Annotated in this window: 16 protein-coding genes; 13 read left to right on the plus strand and 3 right to left on the minus strand. The window is 49.1% G+C overall.

All coding sequences use genetic code 11. The features are described from left to right. The first annotated feature begins 18 nt into the window (after positions 1-18). The 12 genes from B9Y59_RS10790 to B9Y59_RS10845 all read left to right on the plus strand — a co-directional run bounded on the left by B9Y59_RS10790 (position 19) and on the right by B9Y59_RS10845 (position 14,815). Positions 19-861 carry an AIM24 family protein gene (locus tag B9Y59_RS10790; RefSeq protein ID WP_085533411.1) on the plus strand — a complete coding sequence of 281 codons (843 nt, stop codon included), beginning with the start codon at positions 19-21 and terminating at the stop codon, positions 859-861. A gap of 68 nt (positions 862-929) precedes the next feature. Further along, positions 930-3,260: a YceG family protein gene (locus B9Y59_RS10795; RefSeq protein WP_085533413.1), complete on the plus strand. Its 2,331-nt coding sequence runs from the start codon at positions 930-932 to the stop codon at positions 3,258-3,260. Positions 3,261-3,305: 45 nt separating this feature from the next. Further along, complete coding sequence (locus tag B9Y59_RS10800) at positions 3,306-4,442, plus strand: toxic anion resistance protein (protein WP_085533415.1); 1,137 nt, start codon at positions 3,306-3,308, stop codon at positions 4,440-4,442. A 69-nt stretch (positions 4,443-4,511) separates the two neighbouring features. After that, the gene (locus tag B9Y59_RS10805) at positions 4,512-5,090 is read left to right on the plus strand and encodes a TerD family protein (protein WP_054324729.1); all 579 of its coding nucleotides are present in this window, start codon (positions 4,512-4,514) and stop codon (positions 5,088-5,090) included. Positions 5,091-5,135: 45 nt separating this feature from the next. Continuing rightward, positions 5,136-5,744, plus strand: a complete 609-nt coding sequence (locus B9Y59_RS10810; RefSeq protein WP_054324728.1) for a TerD family protein — start codon at positions 5,136-5,138, stop codon at positions 5,742-5,744. 31 nt (positions 5,745-5,775) lie between these two features. Further along, complete coding sequence (locus B9Y59_RS10815; RefSeq protein WP_054324727.1) at positions 5,776-6,348, plus strand: TerD family protein; 573 nt, start codon at positions 5,776-5,778, stop codon at positions 6,346-6,348. A gap of 78 nt (positions 6,349-6,426) precedes the next feature. Then, a complete protein-coding gene (locus B9Y59_RS10820; RefSeq protein ID WP_085533417.1) occupies positions 6,427-7,563 on the plus strand; it encodes an HpcH/HpaI aldolase/citrate lyase family protein in 1,137 nt (378 codons plus the stop codon). Beyond that, the gene (locus B9Y59_RS10825; RefSeq protein WP_085533419.1) at positions 7,560-8,813 is read left to right on the plus strand and encodes a phosphoribosyltransferase domain-containing protein; all 1,254 of its coding nucleotides are present in this window, start codon (positions 7,560-7,562) and stop codon (positions 8,811-8,813) included. The genes B9Y59_RS10820 and B9Y59_RS10825 overlap by 4 nt, the downstream gene beginning before the upstream one ends. Beyond that, positions 8,810-9,931, plus strand: a complete 1,122-nt coding sequence (locus B9Y59_RS10830) for a cysteine protease StiP family protein (RefSeq protein ID WP_085533421.1) — start codon at positions 8,810-8,812, stop codon at positions 9,929-9,931. The genes B9Y59_RS10825 and B9Y59_RS10830 overlap by 4 nt, the downstream gene beginning before the upstream one ends. Beyond that, positions 9,928-10,716: an HAD family hydrolase gene (locus B9Y59_RS10835; protein ID WP_085533423.1), complete on the plus strand. Its 789-nt coding sequence runs from the start codon at positions 9,928-9,930 to the stop codon at positions 10,714-10,716. Before B9Y59_RS10830 ends, B9Y59_RS10835 begins: the two co-directional genes overlap by 4 nt. Continuing rightward, on the plus strand, positions 10,709-13,420 hold the full coding sequence (locus B9Y59_RS10840) for a calcium-translocating P-type ATPase, PMCA-type (protein ID WP_085533425.1): 2,712 nt from the start codon (positions 10,709-10,711) through the stop codon (positions 13,418-13,420). The genes B9Y59_RS10835 and B9Y59_RS10840 overlap by 8 nt, the downstream gene beginning before the upstream one ends. Positions 13,421-13,435: 15 nt before the next feature. Then, positions 13,436-14,815, plus strand: coding sequence for a VWA domain-containing protein (locus tag B9Y59_RS10845; RefSeq protein ID WP_085533427.1), 1,380 nt, complete (start codon positions 13,436-13,438; stop codon positions 14,813-14,815). A 216-nt stretch (positions 14,816-15,031) separates the two neighbouring features. Here the strand turns inward: B9Y59_RS10845 and B9Y59_RS10850 are convergent, their stop codons facing one another. Next, positions 15,032-21,631 carry an Ig-like domain-containing protein gene (locus B9Y59_RS10850; RefSeq protein ID WP_085533430.1) on the minus strand — a complete coding sequence of 2,200 codons (6,600 nt, stop codon included), beginning with the start codon at positions 21,629-21,631 and terminating at the stop codon, positions 15,032-15,034. 305 nt (positions 21,632-21,936) lie between these two features. Then, positions 21,937-22,161 (minus strand): hypothetical protein, encoded by a 225-nt coding sequence (locus tag B9Y59_RS10855; RefSeq protein WP_054324720.1) that lies wholly within the window; start codon positions 22,159-22,161, stop codon positions 21,937-21,939. A 122-nt stretch (positions 22,162-22,283) separates the two neighbouring features. Between B9Y59_RS10855 and B9Y59_RS10860 the strand changes: the two genes are divergently transcribed. Then, complete coding sequence (locus tag B9Y59_RS10860) at positions 22,284-22,613, plus strand: helix-turn-helix domain-containing protein (protein ID WP_054324719.1); 330 nt, start codon at positions 22,284-22,286, stop codon at positions 22,611-22,613. Positions 22,614-22,736: 123 nt separating this feature from the next. Here B9Y59_RS10860 and B9Y59_RS10865 read toward each other — a convergent pair whose 3' ends face one another. Next, positions 22,737-23,081 carry a helix-turn-helix domain-containing protein gene (locus B9Y59_RS10865; protein WP_054324718.1) on the minus strand — a complete coding sequence of 115 codons (345 nt, stop codon included), beginning with the start codon at positions 23,079-23,081 and terminating at the stop codon, positions 22,737-22,739. Between the last annotated feature and the right edge of the window lie 899 nt (positions 23,082-23,980).

Consider the following 23,980-nt stretch of genomic DNA (forward strand, 5'->3'; position numbering starts at 1 on the left):
GGAAGGTGAAATATTTGCATGTACAGTGCGGTAGGAACACGTGAAAATATAAAAATTATTGATTCAGCGGAATATGGCGGCGTCAAAATTGAGGTTATGGAGTACCAGCATTTGTTTGGTTCCACAGGAACTAGCGCCGCGATGGATCTCTATTTCATGGAGAAACAAAACATTCGAGCCCGACAAGTAGCTGTATACCTCTCCAATGATATGGTGACCGTAGAGCCAGGCGCTATGAGTTATTTCAGGGGGCCCTTGGAAATGGTTTCCGGTGTCACCGCCGGCAATGCGTTGGGACGCCTGTTCTCCGGTGCAGTCACTGGAGAAGCAGCCGCACAGCCGGAATACCGCGGCAGTGGTATGTTGGTCCTGGAGCCTTCTTTCAATCATTTTTTGATTCTTCAACTGGACAAAGAAGAAATCATTGTGGATAAAGGGATGTTTTACTGTGCACAGGGAAGCGTAACGGTTAAACCGGTTATGCAGCGGAGTATTTCCTCCGCCCTTGGAGGCGGGGAGGGCCTCTTCCAGATTTCCCTCTCCGGTACGGGTTTGGTGGTCTTGGAATGTCCTGTCCCGTCCTGTGAAATCGACATCATTGAGCTGCAAAACGACACGTTACGGGTCGATGGGAACTTTGCTGTTCTCCGTTCTGCTTCGCTGCAATTTACAGTGGAACGTTCTGCAAAATCGCTTATCGGTTCCGCCATCAGCGGAGAAGGCCTGGTAAATGTGTACCGAGGAACAGGAAGCGTCTGGCTGGCGCCTACCATCAAAATCTACAATACAATCAATGCTGCCCGTGCTTTGGGTAATACCAGTACCAAGGCAATGAATATGAATACCAGCAATAGCCGCTAATATCCAAAGGGCGACTTATGCTTCTCTTATAGAAAGCCTTATCAATTCAGCGATTGGAGCACAGAGCTATGACCGGCAATGCCTCTCTTTTAGAGGATTGTCTCCTGCCGTTGAGCCGCCGGACACCGTCCGTTACCCGGTTCTATCGTGTGATCGGTTATGACCGGCAGGAAACCATTCTCACCGAATTAAAACAAATATACGCATTGACCAATCGTGGGGGGATCTATTTACAAAACGGCCTATCGAACCCCACAGAACCAGAAATTCAGCGTTTTTTCCGCGAGGTAGGGGAATCATTCACATTGACCCGCGCGCTTGTTTCCCGGCATCTGACCGTATGGCTGGGACAACTCCGTCCCACGCAGCGGACGATTCTCGACAACGCCATTGCGGAAATCTTAGATATATTAAAAGGCCAGGGTGCAAATGACAATATTCGGCGAAATGCCTATATAAAATATATGTGTTGGCTTCGCGGCCCTCTTGGCGGAATCCTCAAGGGAATCGGACAGGATGTCCCACCAAAGGTACTCTATGAGGGGGCCATCAGCCGGTATGAACTGTTGTTTTTACAACTTTTGTACCGAGCGGGCTGCGACGTAGTGTATGTCGATTTTTGTTCGGAGGACAGTTACAACAAAGCAGCAAGGGGCGGAACCTATGGCCATCCCATCTATGGCGAGGTCCGTACCCCTCCCCCAACGCCTCTTTCGCAAGCGGACAGCGTTCCTAAACCTGGAGTTCCTATCCCGTCCTCCCCACCCGTTTCCGAAAGGCGTTCTGCCCCTTCCGCCCAACAGGCGTCTCCTTTGCCTCCGCCCCCTTGGCAGGGCATGGAAGAAGTCGTTCTGCTGAACGACTGGACCGGCGATGTCTCCCTATGGGACGCTTGTTTGCTTTCCTGTGCACAGCGAAGGCCCGGTAAACTGTGTGCGGTCTTTTCGGTTTGCTTTGGTGCGGAAGAACGTGCAGAATACCGCAATCATCTCTATCACCTAAAACGGGCTTTGGAGGGGTCTTCCAAAAACTGGATTTTGATACAGGACAAGTTTCCTGCCCCAACCAATACAGAAACGGCTCTTTTCCGAACATTGGACAAAACATCCCCCCGTCCGCAATTGATACGCGCTCTGGCGGAAAAATTGATTCTCACCTGCGGAAAAGTGCCCACTCTTCTGGCACAACGGGCATTTTCACTTGTGATGGAACAGTGTCCAGAACAAGATGCAGTACGGTTTTTAAACCATGGAGTACGGTTAGCCTGTTGGTTAAAGCGATACATGGAGCTTCTATTTGCGCAGTACCGTTCCGACCAACAGCCCGCATTGCTCTACTATGGACCAGCCACAGAAGCAGAAATCTCTCTTTTGTGGGCGCTGGCCCATACCGGTGTGGATATTCTCTATTTTTGTCCTGCTCTTTCCGGGCAAAATGCGTTTGAAAAGCACTTTGTGCCCCATGATTGGAAGACAATTGTATGGAAAAACGACCTGCCAATGGAGCCTTTTCCACAACGGGAAGAACGGATGCGTGCAAGCACGACTGCTTATAATGCATCTAGGGAACTGGATCAACTCCTGTACAGCGATACGGGGATGTTCCGCGACCGTCAGTTTGCCCGTTCCCAACCGGTAACTCTCAAAACCACCTATGATGAGGTTGGGCAGCTTTGGCGGGAAGAGGCGCAATACCGTCCCTCCTTCCGCACAGAAGACGGGGTTGTTTATGTGCCTAATCTCTTTTCCAAAGTCAGCGGTGTAGACAAAGGGGATTTAAAGCTCTATTGGGACCGGATCCGGGAAATGGTGACCGAAGATACTTATGTCGTCACATCCGTCCCGTTTCTTCAGGTAAACGGTCCTTCTCTGAGCGCTCCACAGGCCCAATCGTTCTTGCACGATGGGCGCTTGGACCCCAAAGCTTTAAAAAGTTCCCGGTTCTATCGTTATGACTATCTGCCGGACGATACACAAGATTATATTCTGGAAAAGATACAAGCGCTTATCGACTATGATCTCATCGTCAACGGCGGCCCTGATTTGGCGGCCTCCATGCTGTCGGTCCTTATGAACCTGGACAAAGAGTTGTTACGGCTTTTACAAAACTTTGATTTTACCAAAAGTATCCCGAAATTTCTGGTGGTGGATGTAACCGAGAACATGTTTACTTTGGAGGAATGCATTCTTTTGGCGTTTCTCAACCTGGTCGGATTTGACATCGCCATTTTTACCCCTACGGGATATCGAAATTTAGAAAAATATTTGCGTCCAGATAGCTTTGACACGCTGGTTGTCGGTGAGTTCGTGTTTGACCTCTCCATTCCCGATCTACGTATCAAACGGACCAACAGCTCGAGTGGGTGGTTTGGCCGTCTGTTTGGAGGCACGTATCATTGAATGGTTGATTCTGCCAGACTTGTTTTGTAGTAAGGAGGAATTCAAATGGCCCTACAGTATACCCCCAGGAACGAGGATACCCAGCAAGCGCCGGTATCGGCTCCTGTGGTAGAAGAGCCCAAGCCCTACGATGTTGCCCTACAGAGGAAGGAGATGAACCAAACTCTGGTGGGGTCCAAGGAGGTTGACGATCTTGTCAGTCAGATTGTCGTCAACGATCCTCAGACGATTGTTTCCTTTGGTGGCGAAGTCGCAAACGAGATTGCCAAATGTTCTGATACCATCCTCAATAGTATCAATATGAGCCAAATCAACGATTCCGGTGAGATGCTCAATGCTTTGGGCAACATCATGGACAAATTCGATATTGAGGAAATTGCCGCAGATGAAAAGAAGGGCTTCTTTTCAAAATTATTTGGAAATATGCAGAAACAATTGGAGCAAATTTTGGCTAAATACCACACCATGGGTGAAGAGGTGGATAAAATCTATATCCAGCTCAAGAAATACGAAGTAGAGATCGGAGAATCCAACAAAAAGCTGCAAACGATCTTTGACGCCAATGTGGGATTCTATCAGGATTTGGTCAAATATATTCTTGCGGGCGAGCAGGGACTCCAAGAGATGGATGCTTATTTGACACAAATGCAGGCAGATCTCGGCGCTCGTCCCGACGACGCCATGTTGCAGTTGGACTACAATGCCATGCAACAAGCGCGTACCATCCTTGAACAGCGCGTCCAAGATCTCCGTATTGCAGAAAATGTGGCGATGCAGTCCATTCCCATGATTCAATCCATGCAGTTCAGTAATCTGAATCTGATCCGCAAGATCAACTCTGCTTTCATCATCACCCTGCCCGTCTTTAAACAGGCTCTGACGCAGGCGGTGCTTCTCAAGCGTCAAAAAATTCAGGCGCAGGCCATGCAAGCATTGGATGACCGAACCAACGAAATGTTGCTAAAGAACGCTCGGAACACTGCCGATCAGGCAAAATTGACGGCCCAGTTGGCCTCTTCCAGTTCCATCAAAGTGGAAACTCTGGAAAAGACCTGGCAGACCATCGTAAGCGGTATTGAGGAAACGCGCCGTATACAAGAGGACGCCAGCGCCAAGCGTACCGCAGATGCAGCCAAGTTGGATGCTCTGAAGCAGGACTTCCAGGCGAGAGTTCACATGTAATCGTTTCCATCCAGTGAAATGGAAATCCATTGAGGATGTATGATATTTCATAAAAAGGAGTGTTGTTGTATGCCTATCAATCTTTCTAAAGGACAAAAAGTAGATCTGACCAAAGGAAATGCAGGTCTCGACTCGATTCTGGTCGGCCTCGGCTGGGACACGAACAAGTACGACGGCGGTCATGAATTTGATCTGGATGTTTCCGTTTTTATGACCGGAGATAACGGAAAGGTAGAAAACGAAACCAATTTTGTTTTCTACAACAATCCACAGGATGGAGCGGGCAGTGTCATCTACTCCGGTGATAACCGCACCGGCGAAGGTGAGGGTGACGATGAGTCCGTCAAAGTGACGTTAAGCAAGGTGCCCGCCAATGTGCAGAAGATCTCGTTTACCGTTACCATTCATGAGGCGGATGCAAGAGGGCAGAATTTCGGCCAGGTATCCAATGCATACATCCGCATCGTCGATACCGCAAAGAACGAAGAATTGTTGCGCTACGATTTAGGCGAGGATTATTCCATTGAAACGGCTATCGTAGTTGCAGAACTCTATCGTCACAATGGCGAGTGGAAATTTGCTGCTGTAGGGTCTGGATTCCAGGGAGGCCTTGCTGCATTGTGCCGCAATTTTGGGCTGAATGTGTAACCCATTTTCTTTCAAATATATTTTAAGAAAGCAGGTGTAAATCCTATGGCGATTTCCCTTCAAAAAGGACAAAAAATTGATCTCCATAAAAAGGACGGTTCTCAGCTCACCAACCTCATGGTCGGCCTGGGCTGGAAAGAAGTTCAGCAGAAGGGCGGCCTTCTAGGTTTGTTTAAACAGAAAGAGGACGTGGACATCGATGCTTCCGTCATCATGCTGAACGCGAATGGAAAAATTCCATCCAAAGAAGAGATTATCTTCTTCAATCATAAAGACCATCCGACTGGTTGTGTCCATCACTGCGGCGATAACCTGGTCGGTGGAACGATGGGCGGTATGGAAGATTCGGAGCAAATATTGGTGGATTTGACCCGTGTTCCGCAGATTGTGGATCGTATTGTCTTTGTTGTAAATATTTATAATTGCGTTCAGCGGAAGCAGCACTTTGGGATGGTCGAAAACGCCTATATCCGCATTGTGGACAAAGGTTCCAATGAAACCATCGCATACTACAACCTGACCGAGGACTACTCGGGAAAAACTTCTATGGTCGTCGGTGAAATTTACCGGCGCGGCGATAGTTGGAAGTTCAATGCCATCGGCCAGCCCGGCTATGATCCCGGAATTGCCGACTTGGTAAACCGCTACTGCTGATAAAATCGTTTTAGGAAAGGAAGGAATACGTATGCCCATTAATCTGACCAAAGGTCAAAAAATCAATCTGAGTAAGGAAGCGCCAAATCTAAAAGTAGCCCTTGTTGGCCTGGGATGGGACATTAAGCAATACGACAGCGGTGCAGACTACGATCTGGACGCTTCGATCTTCCTATTGGATGGAACAGGAAAATGCGCCCATGATTCGGATTTTATCTTCTACAACAACCTGTCTGCCGGCGGCGTGACCCATTCCGGAGACAACCGCACCGGCGAGGGCGAGGGTGATGATGAAGCCATTACCATCGAATTTGACCAGGTTCCCAGCTATGTTGAAAAGATTGTCGTGACAGTGACCATCTACGATGCACAGGCTCGCGGTCAAAACTTTGGACAGGTGGCAAATGCGTTTGTCCGCCTGGTGGACAAACAGACCGGCGTGGAGCTCCTTCGTTACGACCTCGGGGAGGACTATTCCACGGAGACAGCCATCGTATTTGCCGAGATTTACCGCCACAACGGCGAATGGAAGTTCTCTGCCGTGGGTTCTGGCTTTAACGGCGGCCTGGAGGCCCTGTGCCGTCAGTATGGCCTCAGCGTCTAAATAGAAATGATTTACACCCCTGTGCGGTTGCAAAGAGCTACCGCACAGGGGTTCTAAAAAACACAAGGATCCGATAACATGCAATATTTTAACTATTTATCCGACGGCGACCGGAAAAGCTTGTTTTTCCGTGATCCCGTACCGTTCGATAAAACAACCGAACGGGAGACTCTGCGCGGCGCACTCGGCGGATTGCTCTATATTCCGGGGGGAAATCCATCCATTGCCCAGATCGTTCAGGAGGGAAAGGTACAAGGGCTCTCCTCCATGGCCATTTGCCTGGAAGACGCTGTCGGCGATCAGGAGCGTGACGCCGCTGTAGCAAACGTAGGCCGACAGCTCGCAAGTATAAAGCAGGCATTGTTCGAGGGGAGTCTATCCCGGGATAGACTCCCGCTTCTCTTTGTACGTGTCAAGGATGTGGATATGCTGGAAAACCTAGCGGAACTTTTTCTGGCAAACAACTCCATTCTCACCGGTGTCATTCTCCCCAAGGCAACCAGCCAAAGCCTTCGTCGGGCTCTTCCCATTGTATCCGACATCGACCGGCAGGCAGAAGCTCCTTTCTATATCATGCCCATTTTGGAATCCGTGGAACTGATGCTCTGCAATGACCGCATAGAAATGCTTCGAGAGTTGGCTGCCATCGCAGACCCGTTCTTTGATCGTATCCTAAATATTCGTGTGGGCGCTACCGACCTGTGTGGATTGTACGGCATCCGGCGGTGTGTCGATACGACGATCTATAGCATCCCCATGGTGGCCTCCTGCATCGCGGACATCGTTCGGGTATTCGGTCTAGGGGATCGCTATACCATCAGCGGCCCTGTATGGGAGTACTACAGCACCATTGCGCGGGCACGGGCACTTCGAAGTTGGGCAGAAGTGGAAGGACTCATGAAAGAGGTCTATTTCGATCTGCAAAACGGCCTCTGCGGAAAAACCTGTGTCCATCCTACACAGTTGCTCCCCGTCCAGGCCAGCTATGCTATACCGTATGAGCGGTATCACGATGCCGCCGCCATATTGGGAGAAGACCCTGGACATTTGGGGGTTATGCCCAGTATCCGTCACAACAAAATGAATGAACTGAAGCCCCACGCCCTTTGGGCGAAAAAAACGCTGCGTCAAGCGGAACTTTTTGGGGTTTATCAGGAGAATACCGATGCAAAAGGCCTGCTTCGGGCGGTCTACAACGAGGTGTACCATCTATGAGCAAAACGGTTTTTTCTCTGGAACCCGCGCTTACTCTTGAATTAGAGGTGGAAGAAGCGCGCTTTGGATTGTGCGCGGAGGATCTCTTTCAATTGGCTGTTCGCCAAAATCCACAGCGCGCCTTTCTGTTTGTCAGCAAGGTGTTAGGCAAGCATCTTCCCATTTCTCCCTCTTCACTTTTGGCTGCGGGGAAACTTCTGGCTCTTGCGTGGATGGGACAGCCGGACCGCCACGGTTGGGCGGAAATCCTCAAAGGGCATTCTGCTCCTCCCTTTCTTTCGCTGTGGAATGACTTAGAGCATTCCCGTGAACGTTTGGGCTTGAAAGACCGGACATTGTTTCTCGGTTTTGCCGAAACGGCAACGGGGTTAGCCCGGGCAGCTGCCGATTGTTTCACAGGAGAAATGGCGTATATCAGTACCACCCGGTTGGAATCCGTGGGAACCTCCCCTCTAGTCTTCGATGAATCCCATTCCCATGCCCGAACCCATCGGTTGTACTTGGACCCGCAAGATCCGTTTATGGCCGCCTGTCAACAGGTGGTTTTGGTAGATGACGAACTTACTACCGGGAATACGGCGCTGCGCTTAATCCGTCAGCTTCATAAGGCCTATGGCATTCGCCGCTTTACATTGATGGCTCTGGTGGACAACAGCGACGGTGGCAACCGCCGTGCAATCGAGCAGGAACTTGGGATTGAAATCCGAGTGGTATCCCTTCTGCACGGACACATTTGCGGTATTCAGACGGGAACTCTTCCTCCCCTTTCCCTGACGGACTTCCGCAATACCCCCGGTGAACCCTTTGACATTCGCCCACTGTCCGGAGAGCCCCTCGCAGACCGGACCCTCCAAACATCGGATGCCTTGGAACGTCAACGGTCCCGCTGTCAATCCATTTCCGCACAGCTCTCTCTTCCCTCTCAGGGAAAACATAGACTTTGCTTGGGCACCGGGGAATTTATCTTTGCGCCTGCCTTGATCGCTGGTTTCTGCGGCGGATGCAAGTTCCATTCCACTACACAAAGCCCCGTATTTCCCATGTCTGGTTCCGCCATTGTGTCCGGAGTTTGTTTTGACCCGCCGGATTGTTACAGCCCGGTGGGGTATCTGTACAATGTCCCGGATGGTGTATATCAGGAGGCTCTCCTCTTTGTCGAAGAAGGCGTTTTGCGCCCTGCGGGCTTGCGCCAGCTTGCCGCTTATCTCAAAGGCAAGGGGATGGAGAAAGTGACGGTGATCGCGTTATGAAACAGAGGGATGCAATGTTACCGCCCCATCTGGGGAGTTTTGATCCAAATGACGTCGTCCTGCTGCTCAAGGACGTGACCGGGCAGGTGGAAGAGCGGGAAACCGCCCTCCGGGAACGCGACATACAGGCAGGCCGCCACTATTCCGAGGACCTTCCCATTGAACAGGTTCCCAGCCCCGCCTATGAGAAGGTTTTCGATCATCTAATGGAGACACAACTGCCGGAAGTAGCTCTCTACACAGGTGTTTTGACACGCCTGGTGCTCTCCGTGTATGCAAACCCGGTTTTGGTTTCTTTGGTGCGTGCAGGGGTCCCATGCGGCATCTTAATGCGCCGTTATGCCGCGCGTGAATTAGGTTGTGACTTGCCGCACTATGGGGTAAGCATCATCCGCGGTAAGGGACTTGACGAAAATGCCATACGTTTGATCTTGTCCCGGCATCCAAATCAGGAAATCGTCTTTGTGGACGGTTGGACCGGAAAGGGAATGATTACCCACCAATTGGAGGAATCCTGCAAACAATTCAACGCACATAACGGGACCGCCCTACAGCCCACATTGGCGGTATTGGCCGACCCGGCCCACTCATGTTCTCTGTTTGCCACACGGGAGGATTTTATCAATCCATCCTGCTGTCTCAACAGCACCATTTGTGGTTTAATCAGCCGCACTGTGCACAATACGTCCTTAATCGGCCCCAACGATTTTCACGGGGTTCGGGTTTACAAGGAGTTTGCTGAAAAAGACCAGACCGCCCGCTATTTGGATGGGGTGTGCCAATGGTTTGCCCCGCGGCGCAATGAAATCTTGGAACAATTCACGCATCTCTGTGCGTTGAACCGTACGCCCGATTGGAGCGGTATGCAAGCGGTCCGGCGGATCGGTGAGAATTTCGGTATCCACGACATCAACCGGATCAAACCGAGCATCGGCGAAACCACACGCGTCCTTTTGCGCCGTGTGCCGGATCGGGTTCTTTTGCGGGAAGCCGGGCATCCGGATGTCGGCCATATTATGCTATTGGCCAAGGAGCGGCATGTTCCAGTTACCATCTATCCGGATATGCCTTATCTCTGTTGCGGGTTGATCGCGGACAAGCGGGGAGGAATAGAATGATTTTCTCTGCCGATCTGGACCGCACGCTCCTTTTTTCACAACGCCGCCTGGAGGGAGATGCGAAAGTCCTCCCTGTGGAGTATCGCTTTGAGGAGCCCTTTGGTTTTATGACCCCTGGTGCGCTCTCCGCACTGCGGGCATTGCAAAAGCGGGCTGTTTTCCTCATCAATACCCTCCGGGGATTGGAACAAGCCCATCGGGTAACCTTTGTCTCCGATGGAAGCTGCCGTTACTTATCTCTGCAAAACGGCTTATATCTATACCGCGACGGTAAGGAAGATCGCGTATGGATGGAACACGTAAAACACACCGTTCACTCCCTTCCCCTAGGTCTAACGGACGGAGTGAAACTGGTTCTGAAGCACTTGCCGGGAATTCAGTGCCTTTCCAAGCAATATGAATATCTGGCTGTCTTTTTCGTGGAAGAAAATACATTCGACGATTCTGCATACACTTCTTTGGCAAAGGAGTTTTATCCCTCTGGTTGGGGGTTGTACCGTCAAAGGAAGAAATTGTATCTTTATCCTAAGGCCCTACACAAGGGCGCCGTCCTCGAACGTGTTCGGGAATTGGAAGGCGGCGGCCTGACAGTAGGTTTTGGAGATTCCTGGTTCGATGTGCCGATGCTGCGCACCTGCGACACAGCTTGGTCCCTAAAGGGATGTGAGCTTGAAGGCACCGACTGGGGATTTCCCATTCGATACTCCTCCCTGCCCGCTCAAGCCGGTACAGAGGAGGTTTTAACCCATATCTTAACCGGTATAGGAGAACGATCATATGCTTAAAAATCATGAAATAAACGCGCTTACTGAACAGGAAGCGGAAGAAAGCCGAAAAAAGTATGGAAGCAACATGTTGACCCCGCCGGAGCAAACCTCTTTCTGGCGCGAATTGTGGGAAACTTTCCGTGGAGACGCCCTGATTCGCATTTTAACGGTGGCCTTGATCATCACGGTGGTGTTTGCGATTGCCGGCGTGGGCGACTGGCTGGAGGCTGTCGGCATCGCCATTGCGGTTATATTGGCAACCACGGTTTCAACCTATAGCGAATATTCCAACAATCAACTGTTTCAAAAGCTCCAGGATGAATATTCCAAAATTCTCTGTAAAGTATTCCGCAAACGCAATGGTATGGTACAGATTACAGACATGAAAATCGATGATATTGTTACGGGCGATTTTGTCCTCCTTCAGGCAGGGGACAAGGTTTGTGCGGACGGCTTCCTCATCGACGGCGATATAAAAGTTAATCAAGCGAGCCTCAACGGCGAAAGCGAAGAGGCGAAAAAGACCGCAGCGAATTCTGACTATGTTTACGATGCAGATAAAATTGACTTCTTAGACCCGTATAAGGTATATCGCGGTTCGGTAGTAACCAGCGGCGAAGCCATTATGCAGGTTAAATGTGTGGGCGACCAATCGCAATTCGGCCGTTTGGCGCAGGAACTCAAGGAGGACGATGAACGCGAATCGCCTTTGAAGGTCAAACTGGGAAAAGTGGCCGATGCTATCTCCAAATTTGGCTACATCGGTGGAACATTGATCGCCATAGCCTTCATGGTCAACTGCATCTTCTTTAATCCGACGCTCTTGCCCGGCGCTCCTGCCTACTTCTCTGTGGAGAACATCATGCAGATTTTGCGCGACCTCGTTTCCTCCATCACGCTGGCGGTTGTCATCATCGTAGTAGCCGTTCCGGAAGGCCTGCCAATGATGATTGCATTGGTGTCTGGGTTAAACATGAAAAAACTTCTGAAAGACAACATCCTCATCCGTAAAATCGATGGCGCAGAAACAGCTGGAAGCCTGAACATTCTCTTTTCTGATAAGACGGGCACCATCACTAAAGGGGCTCTGCAGGTGGTGGATTTCATTTCTCCCGAGGGAAAAGATTACCAGAGCTTTGCCAGCATCCCGGATCCGCTGCGCGAGATGCTTCTAATCAATATTTGTGGCAATACCAATGCAATCGCACTGGTCAACAATGGAACCTTACAGGTCACCGGCGGCAATGCCACAGAACGGGCGCTCCACGAATTTGTGGGGGTTGACGGGACGTTGACGTACGAAACTTACAAAATGGAGTGCGAGGATACGCTGATGTTCAACAGCGCAAACAAGTACTCGGCCAGCATGATGAAAGGGCGCCTGAATCGGGCCATCATCAAAGGGGCGCCGGAAAAGCTTCTGGCGTACTGTACCGCCTATTACGGCGAGGACCTACAGGTCCATCCCCTCACGGATGAGGTACGGGCAGTACTCGAAAAGCGCATGGCTGCCCTCTCAGAAAAAGCGATGCGTGTCCTTGCCTTTGCCACTTCCGACAACCGAATTGGCGAACATCTTTTACAGGATATGACTTTCGTCGGCATGGTTGGAATCCGGGACGAATTGCGCCCCGAGGCGGTGCAAGCAATTCAAACTGCAAAACGCGCCGGAATTCAAGTGGTCATGGTCACAGGCGATAAGAAAGAGACCGCCGCAGCCATTGCCCGAGACGCCAAACTCATTGAATCTACAGACGATTTGGCGCTGACCAGCGAGGATTTAGCCTCCATGTCCGATGAGGAACTCAAAAAGGTATTGCCGCGCCTGCGTGTAGTCGCGCGTGCACTTCCGACGGATAAGAGCCGTTTGGTTCGCGTTTCACAGGAATTGAATCTGGTGGTCGGTATGACGGGCGACGGCGTCAACGATGCGCCCGCCCTGAAAAAAGCCGACGTAGGTTTTGCGATGGGTTCAGGCACAGAGGTTTCCAAAGAAGCGGCAGCGATCACCATCCTCGACGACAATTTTAATTCCGTTGTAAAAACCGTTTTGTACGGACGTACCATCTACAACAATATTCGGAAATTCATTGTCTTTCAACTTACCATCAACATCAGTGCTGTTTTGATCGCCCTAATTGGGCCATTTATCGGCATGGGCACACCGCTGTCTGTCACGCAAATGTTGTGGGTCAATATCGTGATGGATACGCTTGCGGCGCTTGCACTGGGCGGCGAACCCGCCCTGGACCGCTATATGGATGAAAAACCAAAGCGCAGAGACGAATCCATCATCAGCAAAAATATGTGGTCCTCTCTCTTGGTCATGGGGATTTATCTGACCACCGCCAGCCTGGTTTTTCTTCAGCATCCTTTCTTCCAGAGTCTGTTCCGCCTGGACGGTGAGATGGTTTACGAAGGACACGACATCTATTTTATGACCGGGTTCTTCTGTTTCTATGTACTTAGCGCTATGCTGAACGGATTTAATGCGCGTACGGAAAAACTCAATATCTTTGATAATATTACGCAAAACAAGATGTTCCTATATATCATGGCGCTGATCGCTGTTGTACAGGTTCTTATGACCTTCATCGGCGGTCCCATCCTTCGGACGGCTCCGCTGACCCTTCAAGAATGGGGCGTCGTAGTTCTGCTTTCGCTGATAGTTCTCCCGGTTGGAACCATACGCAAGCTGATCTTCCCCGAAAAACACGCCTGATTCAGGAGGTGTACTATGCTGGATTTTTTGCGCGGGCAAAAAGAATCCGTTCGCAGACTCTGTAGCGGCCTGGAATTGGATTTGGAACTCTACCACAAAGCCCCTTTGGAAATTGATATTGGGTGTTTTGGGCTGGATGCAGCTGGACGTCTTTCTGATGAGCGCTATTTTGTCTTTTACAATCAAAAGAATTCCCCCAAAAATGAAATCGTTCTTCGCGATGGGGTGGCCAGCGGCGCTGTTCGTTTTCACCTGTGTCTGGATCAGTTGCCCTCCCACATCGCTAAACTATCCTTTACGGCAGCAATCGACGGAACACGTACCATGCAGGAGTTGGAAAAGGGCCACGTGTGTCTTTTTCGCGGCCAGGAAGAGGTCGGACGTTATTCCTACACGGGCGGCCAGTTTTCGGCGGAACGTGCCATTGTCATCTGTGAGCTCTACCGTCGAGGGGATGACTGGCGATTCAATGCGGTTGGGCGCGGTTTTAACGGTGGATTGAAAGCACTGGTGGAACACTTTGGGGGGACAGTAGCTGGTTCCGTTCCCTCCACACCTCCCATGATCAATCGTCCGTCGTCTCCCTCGCCCCCACAACAGCCGAATCCCTCCCCTCGGAATCCGGCCGGACCTTCTTTGGTACAAAACATTGTCGCTTCCCTACCAAACCATGTCTGTTCCCGCATGGACAATTTAGCGCGTCAGTGCCGCGGGGATACGGAATACTTAACCAGTCTCTATAAGAATATGTTTGCTTCTTTTGCACGTCATCCGGATGTGGCTGATCTTCCAGTACAGGTTGTCACGTGTATGGATGCTTCCGGCTCCATGTTTGATCTGTATCGAAATGGCCGTATGCAGCGTGTAATCGACAAATTTTTCGCCTTTGCGACCACCCTATCTGATATTGCCTCAATGGACCTGTGGGCTTTTGGTGCAAAAAGCCGTCAGTTTGGCGCGGTCACGATGGATAATGTGCGAGACTACACCTTTGCAGAAGCCGGGGGATTTGAGCGGTGGATGAGTATGCTCAACTACCAATACAACAATGAACCGGAGGCTATGCGTGACATTATGATGATCTATGGTGCTCTTCGAAAGCCGGTGATGGTCCTCTTCATCACAGATGGCCGTCTCAGTTCGGATTGGGAGATCGAAGAAATTCTGATCAAGACCTCCCGCTTCCCTATCTATTGGCAGTTTGTAGGCTTACACGGCGAGGAATATGGCGTTCTGGAGCGCCTACAAGAAATCGATGGGCGCCGTTCTGAAAATGCTGCCTTCTTAAAACTGGACGACATCGACGATCTCAGCGACAGTGCGCTCTATGAATCTTTGCTTAGCAACCTGGAGGGTTGGCTAAAGGAGATTCAATACAAACATATTTTGGAGTAACCCGATTGCGCTTTTTACAGGTTTATGGAAAGACCCCCTGCTATGCGGTTTGCATAGCAGGGGGTCTATTTTGTATTGCTTTTGCTATTTACGACATCCCGTCAAAAAGCTCCTCGTAACAGGATTACAAGGGGAAGGGGGTTCTTCTCTGGTACAAGAGCCTCGAAAAGAAAACCAACTCCTCCCTCGTTATCCTTTTGACTGCGCTTCCTGTTCTTATGCGATGGTCACTGCACAATGTTTCTGTGCTGCCTCACCGGGCATGGTTGTATAGATGCCTGTGCTGCTGCCCGGCACACCTACTGCATAAATACGGAAGTAATAGTCTTGGCCCTTCTTTGCTACAAACTGTGTCTTAAGAACAGCGCTATTCCCCACGGTAAAGTTCGGAACTACGTCGCTTTCATTGACCACCGTCATCTTAAAGCAATAGGCGCTGCCCCGCTTCATTGTGAAAGGAACCGTCGTATCGGATACCACAGAAACCTTCTGCGTTACATTGGATGCACTGGAAAGGACTGCAATCGCAGTACCCGCGCCGCTTGTATTGCCCACGGCCTTCTTTCCAGAGGAAGAACTCCCCTTGTGGCTGCTGGAGCCATTATTCCCGCTTTGATGGTTCTCGTTGTCTTTCTCAATGGCAACGAGGGCGCCAATCGCGGCAGTCAAAGCCTTTGTTCCGTCATCTACAACCTTCTGATCGTCCTCACTAAGGTCGTCTCTGTCCAACAAAGCATTGGCATTTTCCAATGCGCGTTCCAAAACACGGACGCTCTCTTTTGTATAGAGGGAACGATCGATTTGATCCGCGCGCTGGACTTCTGCCTGCAGCTGCGATTTATCTGCCTTCAAGCGCATATTCGCAATTGCGCGCGCCAATGCGCTCGCCGCCTCGTCAACAGAATTCTGCTCCGATTCCTCTGTAATTGCAAGCGCTGCCTCATATGCTACACGAAGGTCGTCCCAACCTTGATTGACATAAGCATCTGCATGATCGAAGATTGCCTGTGCTTCTACCAACAATACGTCCAGTTGGCTCCGGTCCGCCTTATACTGGAGCTCCTCCATTGCCTTGCGCAATGCATCCTGGGCCTCTAAGATGCTATCCTCCATTGCATTTTCATTGGCTAGAACAGCCTCTGCATCTGCAATGGCATCTTGCAATACCTGGTAGCTGGTTTCTGTAAAGAACTCTGCTTCAATCATCTTAGCAAGTTCCACGTCCATTTCTAGGGCGCTCTTGTCGCCCGGTTTAAATTCCAAAAGATGCAATACATTGATCAAATCCGACCATGCTTTGTCAATCTCTTCCTGGGTAGCCGTTTTTTCCGCGTAGACTTCTTTTGCGGCACTTAGCGCTTTGTCAAAAGCCTTCTGCACCACAGGAACCGCTTCGTCCACTTGCGCTCTGATATTCTCGCTCTCCGCGTATTGAATGGTCTGATCGAGGGTTCCTTTGTATACGGTGGCAAAGTGGATCTGAATGGTGGTGTCTTTATTGGGCATGGTCAACAGATACGTAAAACCATCCACATCAAATTCGGCAGGCTTTCCGTTCACCTGTACATCCGCAAACGTCCTTCCTTCCACAGAAGGAACAAATACAAGTTGGAGTTCATCGCCGCCCATAACCTCTGCTTCGTATTTACCAAGCAAATCTGCAATATGCTGCGTTTCATCATTGACCGATAGGTTTGCATTCTTGGTGTAAAGGACGCTCAAAAGGTGGCTCTCTGGCGTCAATGTGCCAACGTCAACCTCACACCTTGTCAGAAGTTCTGTCCCATTGACCTGCGCAGTGATGGTCGCCGTACCATCTTTCAAAGCAACCACAACGCCCTCCGAATCAACGGTGGCAACCTCTGGGTTCGAGGAAGTCCAGGTCAACGCTGCATCGCTGTGGTTCGTCGGGTATACATCTGCCTGTAGGGCATACGTATCACCAACCGAAAGCTGCACATTCTCCTCCCGCATTTCTACCTCTGAAATACCGGCAATATTTAAAGCGCGAATCTCTGCCGCAGAGGAATAATTTCCAACCGAATCGATGGACATCAACTTGAGATTGGTAACCGTCATGGTGGGGAAGGTGGCCTCTTTCCATCCATCTACCGCCTCCCAGGTCCCCTCGGCGACCTTTTCATAAGTGGCTCCATTGTCCATGCTAGCATAAAGTTCATATTGCTTCACCGTGCCGTTGCCAGCCCCAGAACGCGGCAAATACCGGTAAGTGTTCACTTCGGTAGGAGTTGCAAAGTGGATGTCAATCCACTGCTGATCCCTGGATATGCCATCCCAGTCGGTATGCCAAATCGTGCTGGTATCATTATCGAGTACTTTTGAGGCATCCTCACTCGACGAATTGCTATTTCCTGCTGTCGCTGTCAGAATGCTCAAATCCACTGCTTCTACCACAGAATTTGTACGTACCTTTGCGGGTTCACTTGCATTTCCAGAGGCATCCACTGCTTGAACTACATAATAGAAATCTCCATCATGCGCAAAATCATCTGTAAAGGTGTTGGTTTTTGTATTGATGAGCAATGTATCATCGTTTAACGCAAAGGTTTCCTCTTCGGAGCCATATACATTGTACTGTACAAAGCCGCTATTGTCGGTACATGCAGTCCAATCCAACGTCACCACGCCGGCCTCGTCCGCAGAAGCGTGCAGATCTTTTACATCTGTCGGGGCCTCTGTGTCTGGTTCCAGTTCCCCTTCTTCAAATGTCAGGGTCCAGTTGACCGTCTGATTTTCTTTCGCATCCATACTCAACTCGACATAATTGCCAAACGGACTCTGTACAAAGCTGGAAGCGACCTCTGCATTGTCCACTTGGAGTTCCTTTGCAATCAACTGATGATCATCCAGCGGAATGATTGCCTTGTAAGGATCGTTCCCAACAATTTCAAACGTACCCGACAGAGTCTTGGAATCTGCATCATACTGAACGTTCTTCACATCAAAGTCGCCCTGCAGGAGGTGACGGTTTGTGGAAAGCACAAATGGGTCCTCCCGTACTTCACGGACAGCCATCGTGCGCATCTCGTTCTTGCGAACCTTCTGTGAGAGGATATCGCTTCCCTGATACCGACCAATATAATTCCAGTTCCAGAAATCCCACACTTCATACTCCTTCTCAGGATCAAGGCCAATACCGCCAAACGCAATATCTTCACCCAGATCAGCGTTGATGGTTTGCGCACGGTCTGTCTGATTCCAGAACAGGAGAATATGATCGTCGTAGTCGGAATCGAACTTATAATCGTAAACTACTGGCAAGTCGCTGCCCGATTCGAATAGACCAACCGGGCGGGCAGTGATACCGTTGATCGGGAATGGAACGGACTTACCAATGTCACGGATTTTCTGATCGTCCATGCGGGTGACACTCTCTCCAATGGTCATCTTTCCAAAGAAGAAGGCTGTACCCGTAATCTCTGCACGGCGTAAGTCCAGATCGGCGTCGCTGAACACCTTAACGTCCGGATACAGAAGCTTTGTGGTTCTATGCCGGTACCACTGGTAGGAACTCATGCGGGTCATTTCCGGTGTAAATGCGTTGTTGTCGCCAATGGTGCGCTGAATGTCGATCAAACCAATGGCCAAATCGGAACCGCTGTATTCCCAGGAATTTTCCGTAATGCGGATGTCCGGGCCTACGAATTTCTTCGGCAAGGCGAAGATGTTGCGGTATGCAGAAACCGCTGTTGCATATGGGTCCTCAAAACCGCCTGTCTTATCCAGCAGGTATCCGCCACTTGTCCCGTGATACTGGCCTGCATAGTCAAAGAATAGAGAACGAATGCCCGAGTTTTTAATGTTCGTGTAAACATCCTCCATATGAGCAATAAAATCTGGATCGGTATAGTCCGGCCCCTCATTGGGATCGTTGTACAGCATATGTCCAGGATACTGCTCACAGTAATCATCCGAACGATAGGAGGCCTGCATATACAAGCCGCCCTCGCCGCCGGCCTCGTTCATCGCCTTGTTCCAATCTGCGATGGTCGGATAATTGTCCGTCATATGTCCAAACTCTTTCCAATGTTCGTCATCCCACCAGAGCTGCTCGTTTGGATTGACATAGCTGTCCGGTTCCACACGCAGGTTCGGAATTGCATAATTGGATACCCCGCGGTCCACCAGGTCTTTGACCTCCTGCACCGCGAAGTCCGCATTGTTAGCGCCAGGCGTCAGCCAGTTGACATACCAGAGGCATTCGTAATAGTATGGGTCAAAGTCGATCAAATCGACATGCATGGCATCTGCCTGTTTGTCCGCATAGGCCTCCAAAGCGGTGTAGGGGTTCTTTTCTGTGAAATTCACCATCGCCTTGTCGCCCATATAGAGCTGGTCCTCGTCCACCAGTTTACCCGTATTGTCATAAATGCGAATTTTTGCATCGATCCCTTTACGGCCATTGTTATCCAAGGCCGTGCCCGTATGATAAGCTGTATCGATGGTGTTTTGGAATTCGTAGGTAGTCAGTCCGCCGATCACAAAGCTTTCTTTAGCTGGATTGTCACGATAAGAAATCAATGTATTGTTTTTGGACGTTGCATTCACACCGTCAATCAGACGCGGAACGGTCCAGTTTCCTTCGCCGGTCAGCAAAACGTGATCTTCTTCTGGATCGGGGCCTACAAATATACCGCCGCCGTTCGCATAATTGGCCACCAAAGGATACATCTGCATCAGCTTGGCCTTTTCGCCGGAAGTATTGACGATTCCCGCCGTCAGAATAATCTCTCCACGGCCATCTTCCAGGGTCACATCCAAAACAATGCTGTTTTTACCGTCCTTTTCGCCGATGATTCGCATGGTTTTTACTGTTTCAGAGTCTTCAGCTACCTCTTCCATTCGGAACGAATATCCGTCGATGCTCTTATCGTCATTGACTTGCGTATAAGCGTTCAGGATATATGGCAAACTGCTCTCCTGTTCATAGGCGGAATACCGGCCGGTTTCCATATTATAGATGACGCGAACCTTGCTGTTTTGAATCATGGCAAATTGTTCGCCTATCGTAGAGATCTCGGTTCGATCCGGTACAGCTAAATCGCCCAGACTGGCAAAGCTGACCTCTGCACGGATATTTTCCCCGCCATTCGCCACAGCGCAGACCTTAAAACTGCCGCTCTTGTGAATGGTAAGCAAACCATTCTGATCGATCTCTGCAATGTCCGTCCCCTCGGGTTCCACTGACCAAGTGATGGTTTTATCCATCGCTGTTGTGGGATAGATTGTTGCAATCATCTGTACGGTTCCCGTTCCTGGACGTACGGTCTCTCCATCCTCGGGGGCAATCGACAAACGTTTCACCGGGATTACATCGCCGTAGTCAGTATCAAAGAAAATACCATTGACTACCGCGTTTGTCTTTAGTGGTGAATAGTTTTCATTATTAATCACAACGTCAATCGAGCCGGCAAAGGTTACCGTTACATATTTCCCTTGAGATAGTTTCTCGATTTCGATTTTTTGTGAAACGGGAATTTTCGTATCCGCTTTAAACGCCTGGTAACTCACCTTTCTACCGTTTTCATTTTCTGCTAAAGCATAGAAGGTCACCTTGTGCGTATCATTGTCATTTACACGGATTTTGACCGTCAGACATTTGTCGTCAAAGCGATAGGAAATCTTTCGGGTACCTTCGCTATCCTCTGGATTCGGGAGTCCATCCGGAAGCGTATCCGCCGTTCCAGTCTTTGCCAAATAGTTTCCATTGCGGTCTTCCGTTCCATAGGAGATGGAATCCACATAATAGGGAAGATTTTCTATGTCGGTGGCATTATCTCCCCATGCATTCAGCACATAACCATCCGCCCCATATTGGTCAATCCAATTTCCACGCGTCTCTGCATCCACAGTCCACGCCTCTGCATCCCCGGGTGTCATACTGATGGTGCAACTTCCTTTGACCTCGGAACCATCCTTCGCTTCTGCGGTTACCACATAAATTCCGGCATCTTCAATTGTCAGTTTCCCGTCCTCCGTAATGGTAGCTTTGCCGTCGCCTTCCACCTCCAAAGGCTCTACACTCCAAGAAACCTCTTTGTTTGCCGCATAAGAAGGGGCAACCTCTGCCGTCATCTGGATAGGAAATTCCTCTTGGTCAAATGTATCGCGTCCATCCGGCGCGCTCACATTGATCCAACGGACGGGTTCCTCTTCGTAAACCTTATTGTCAAAAAAGATACCGCTGATTACCGAGTTCGTCACCAATTCTACAATGTTTTCATTTTGGATAACAACGTCAATATCACCGCTAAAAGCCCCCGATACATACTGGCCACTCGCAAAATCGGAAATGGTCACCTTATCGGAAATTGCCTCGCCTGTTTCCGCATCAAAGAACTGATAGCTTTGCTCGCGGTTTTGCCCTTCTGCAGCATACAGGCTGATGGTGTGCATCGCATCATCATTGACATCAACGTGTACGGTTAGACATTCATCATCAAAGATATAGCCAAGACGGGGCTCGTCCTCGCCGACGGCAAGCATCGCCTCCGCCTGCGCACCGGATTTCAACCATGTGCCATGGCGTGCTTCATAGCTGTATGTAATGTCGTCCACATAGCTGGGAAGTGCGTCGTAGGCCGTCATTCCGGATGAATTGTCACCATAGTAGGCCGGGAGGATATAACCATCCCCGCCATAAGCGCCTTGGAAAGCTCCGTGGGTACTTGTATCAACTGTGAGCGTCGTTAAAACCGGCTCCATTGTCTGCGCCATTGCACCGGACGTTCCCATAGATACCGCCATAACTGCGCTCAATGTCAAAGCTGCTACTTTTCTACATAACCTTTTCACATAATCACTCCTCTTCCAAATCCAATGATCCAACTGTTAAGTCTTATTCCCTACTATTTCACCTTCCTTCTATCAGAACCCCCACGAAAAAAGTTTCGTTCAGCGTACATCTGCGATTTTGTATAATTTTATTCCCCTCTTGGTTTTATATTTAAATATTATATATAAATCTATTAGAATATTGATTCTATATTGTGAAATTAAATATGTTCTATGGCATTAATTACCACTTTCTATAGTAGATCGTATCCATTCTACAATTTAATGATTTAATTCTCTGGTCTTAAAGTTATATGAATTTCCGTTTACAGATCGTCTTTATCAATACTAAATAAGTAATCCACTGACTTTCCTAAATAAATCGATGCTGCCCGCATTTCTTCCCCACGAAAGTCTCCCCTTGTCTTTATACTTTGTCTATATCTTAAGCCAGCCATAGTAATATGTAAAAACTTCGCTAGATCTTTTTTGGTCTTTCCCTGCATTGCTAATTCTCCATATAACATCGGATATTTGAAAGGATATACCATTTCGATCGCCTCCTTAACATTTGTTAAGTTCCTCTATATTATATTCACTTAAGTTAATAATGTCAATACTTATTGCAAATAATCTTAACATATGTTAAGATTATTTAAAAAGAGGTGAATATATGGCTTTTGCAAATAAGTTAAAGGAAATTCTTTCTCAAAAAGGACTCAAAGCTGTCGATTTGGCACGAGCAACTGGATTGAGCGAAGCTGCTATCTCGGACTATCTAAAGGGTAAAAAGGAACCAAGAGGACGCCAAAGTATTTCCATTGCGAAAGCGTTGGGGGTATCCCTAGACACCCTTTGGGAAACCGGATACCAGACAGACGAAAGTCCCTTAAATAATCCAAAACTAAAACAAATGTCGAAGATTTTTCAATCCTTACAGCCGGAATTCCAAGATTTTGCTTTGGATTTCGTCAAAAAATTGGCCGAACTACAAAATAAGTAAAGAGGACTATACCAGGTGGTAAAGCCCTCTCATTCCTGACAAAAAGTATATACAAACGCCGCCGGATGAGTTGGACTCGATCCGGCGGCGTTTCAATTGTTACTGTATGTCTTTATGTCTGTTTCACGACCGCTCATTTCGCCGTTTCAGCTGTGCAACGGTCTGCATAATCAATTCCAAATCATCAGGGTCTAAAGCCAAATCCTGTGCAGTTCTCGCCAAATTGAGATAAATTCCCTCAAGCTTTTCCGATTTTGCGGTTTCAATCTCATCAAATCCCATCAGATATGAAGGAGATACATCGAAAATTTCTGCTAGTTTGAGAACGGTTGCTCGCTTTAAATTCTCCACGCTTCCGTTTTCATACTTTTGTACAGCAGCCTTCTTTACCCCAAGTAGCTTTCCAAGCTCCTCTTGGGTAAGACCTTTCGCAGTACGCAATGCTCTGATGCGTTTTCCGACTTCCATTTGTATTCCATCCTTCCAAAACCGCTGTACCAACTCAGCGGTGCTCTGCATTTTTCCATAATTGTTACAAAATTATCATAGCATATCTATACATGGATTTCAATGATCTTTGCGGATCATACGGCTCTTTCAGAGATGGTAATTTTTGGAACAAGGTTCCTTTTTCAAACAGAGGTCTCTTCCTCGGAAAAAGCTGCTATTGTATATAATTTTACTTAGAAAAAGGTCTCCAGACCTTTCGGACTGGAGGCCTTCTTTCCTATCCTGTATTCATCAGGCTGTATCCTATACAATCTTCCTATCCGTACGACTCTTCCTGAATGCGCGCTGGACACACAGTGTCTTTCGCGCCTACAACATTTCATATGGCCATCTTGGATATCTGATCGAACGGTAAATACTCTCATGCCTTCCGAAACTGGTCTGACCTTTAACCAATGGTTACCGTACAGTGTTCCACCGCATTCTGAATTCTGAACCCGGCAGAGTCGTGTAGACGCCTATGCTCTGGCCCGGTGGACGCACAGCGTCTTTTGCGCCTACGGCGTTTTCTACGCAGGCTCTCTTCCAGCAGTGGTTGCTGGATCGAATGGCTTATGCCATTCGCAAGTCATCCGGCATTCAACCAATGGTCACCGTGCAGTGCTTCACCGCATTCTAACCCGGCAGTGTCGTGTAGATACCCGTACTCTGGCCCGGTGGATGTACAATATCTTTTGCATCTATGGCGTTCCCCGCGGAAATTTCCTGCCATTAGCCGCTAGACACTTAATTGGATACCAGCTATTTTTACTCCTTCCATAACACGATTCCGATATTTACGGATTATTTTCATTTTATCTTGGTGGGAACAACTTTTATGCCGTCCCTAAAAGATACCCCACATCCGTCCAACTGTT

It is taken from the genome of Anaeromassilibacillus sp. Marseille-P3371, assembly GCF_900169665.1.
Taxonomy (GTDB): domain Bacteria; phylum Bacillota; class Clostridia; order Oscillospirales; family Acutalibacteraceae; genus Anaeromassilibacillus.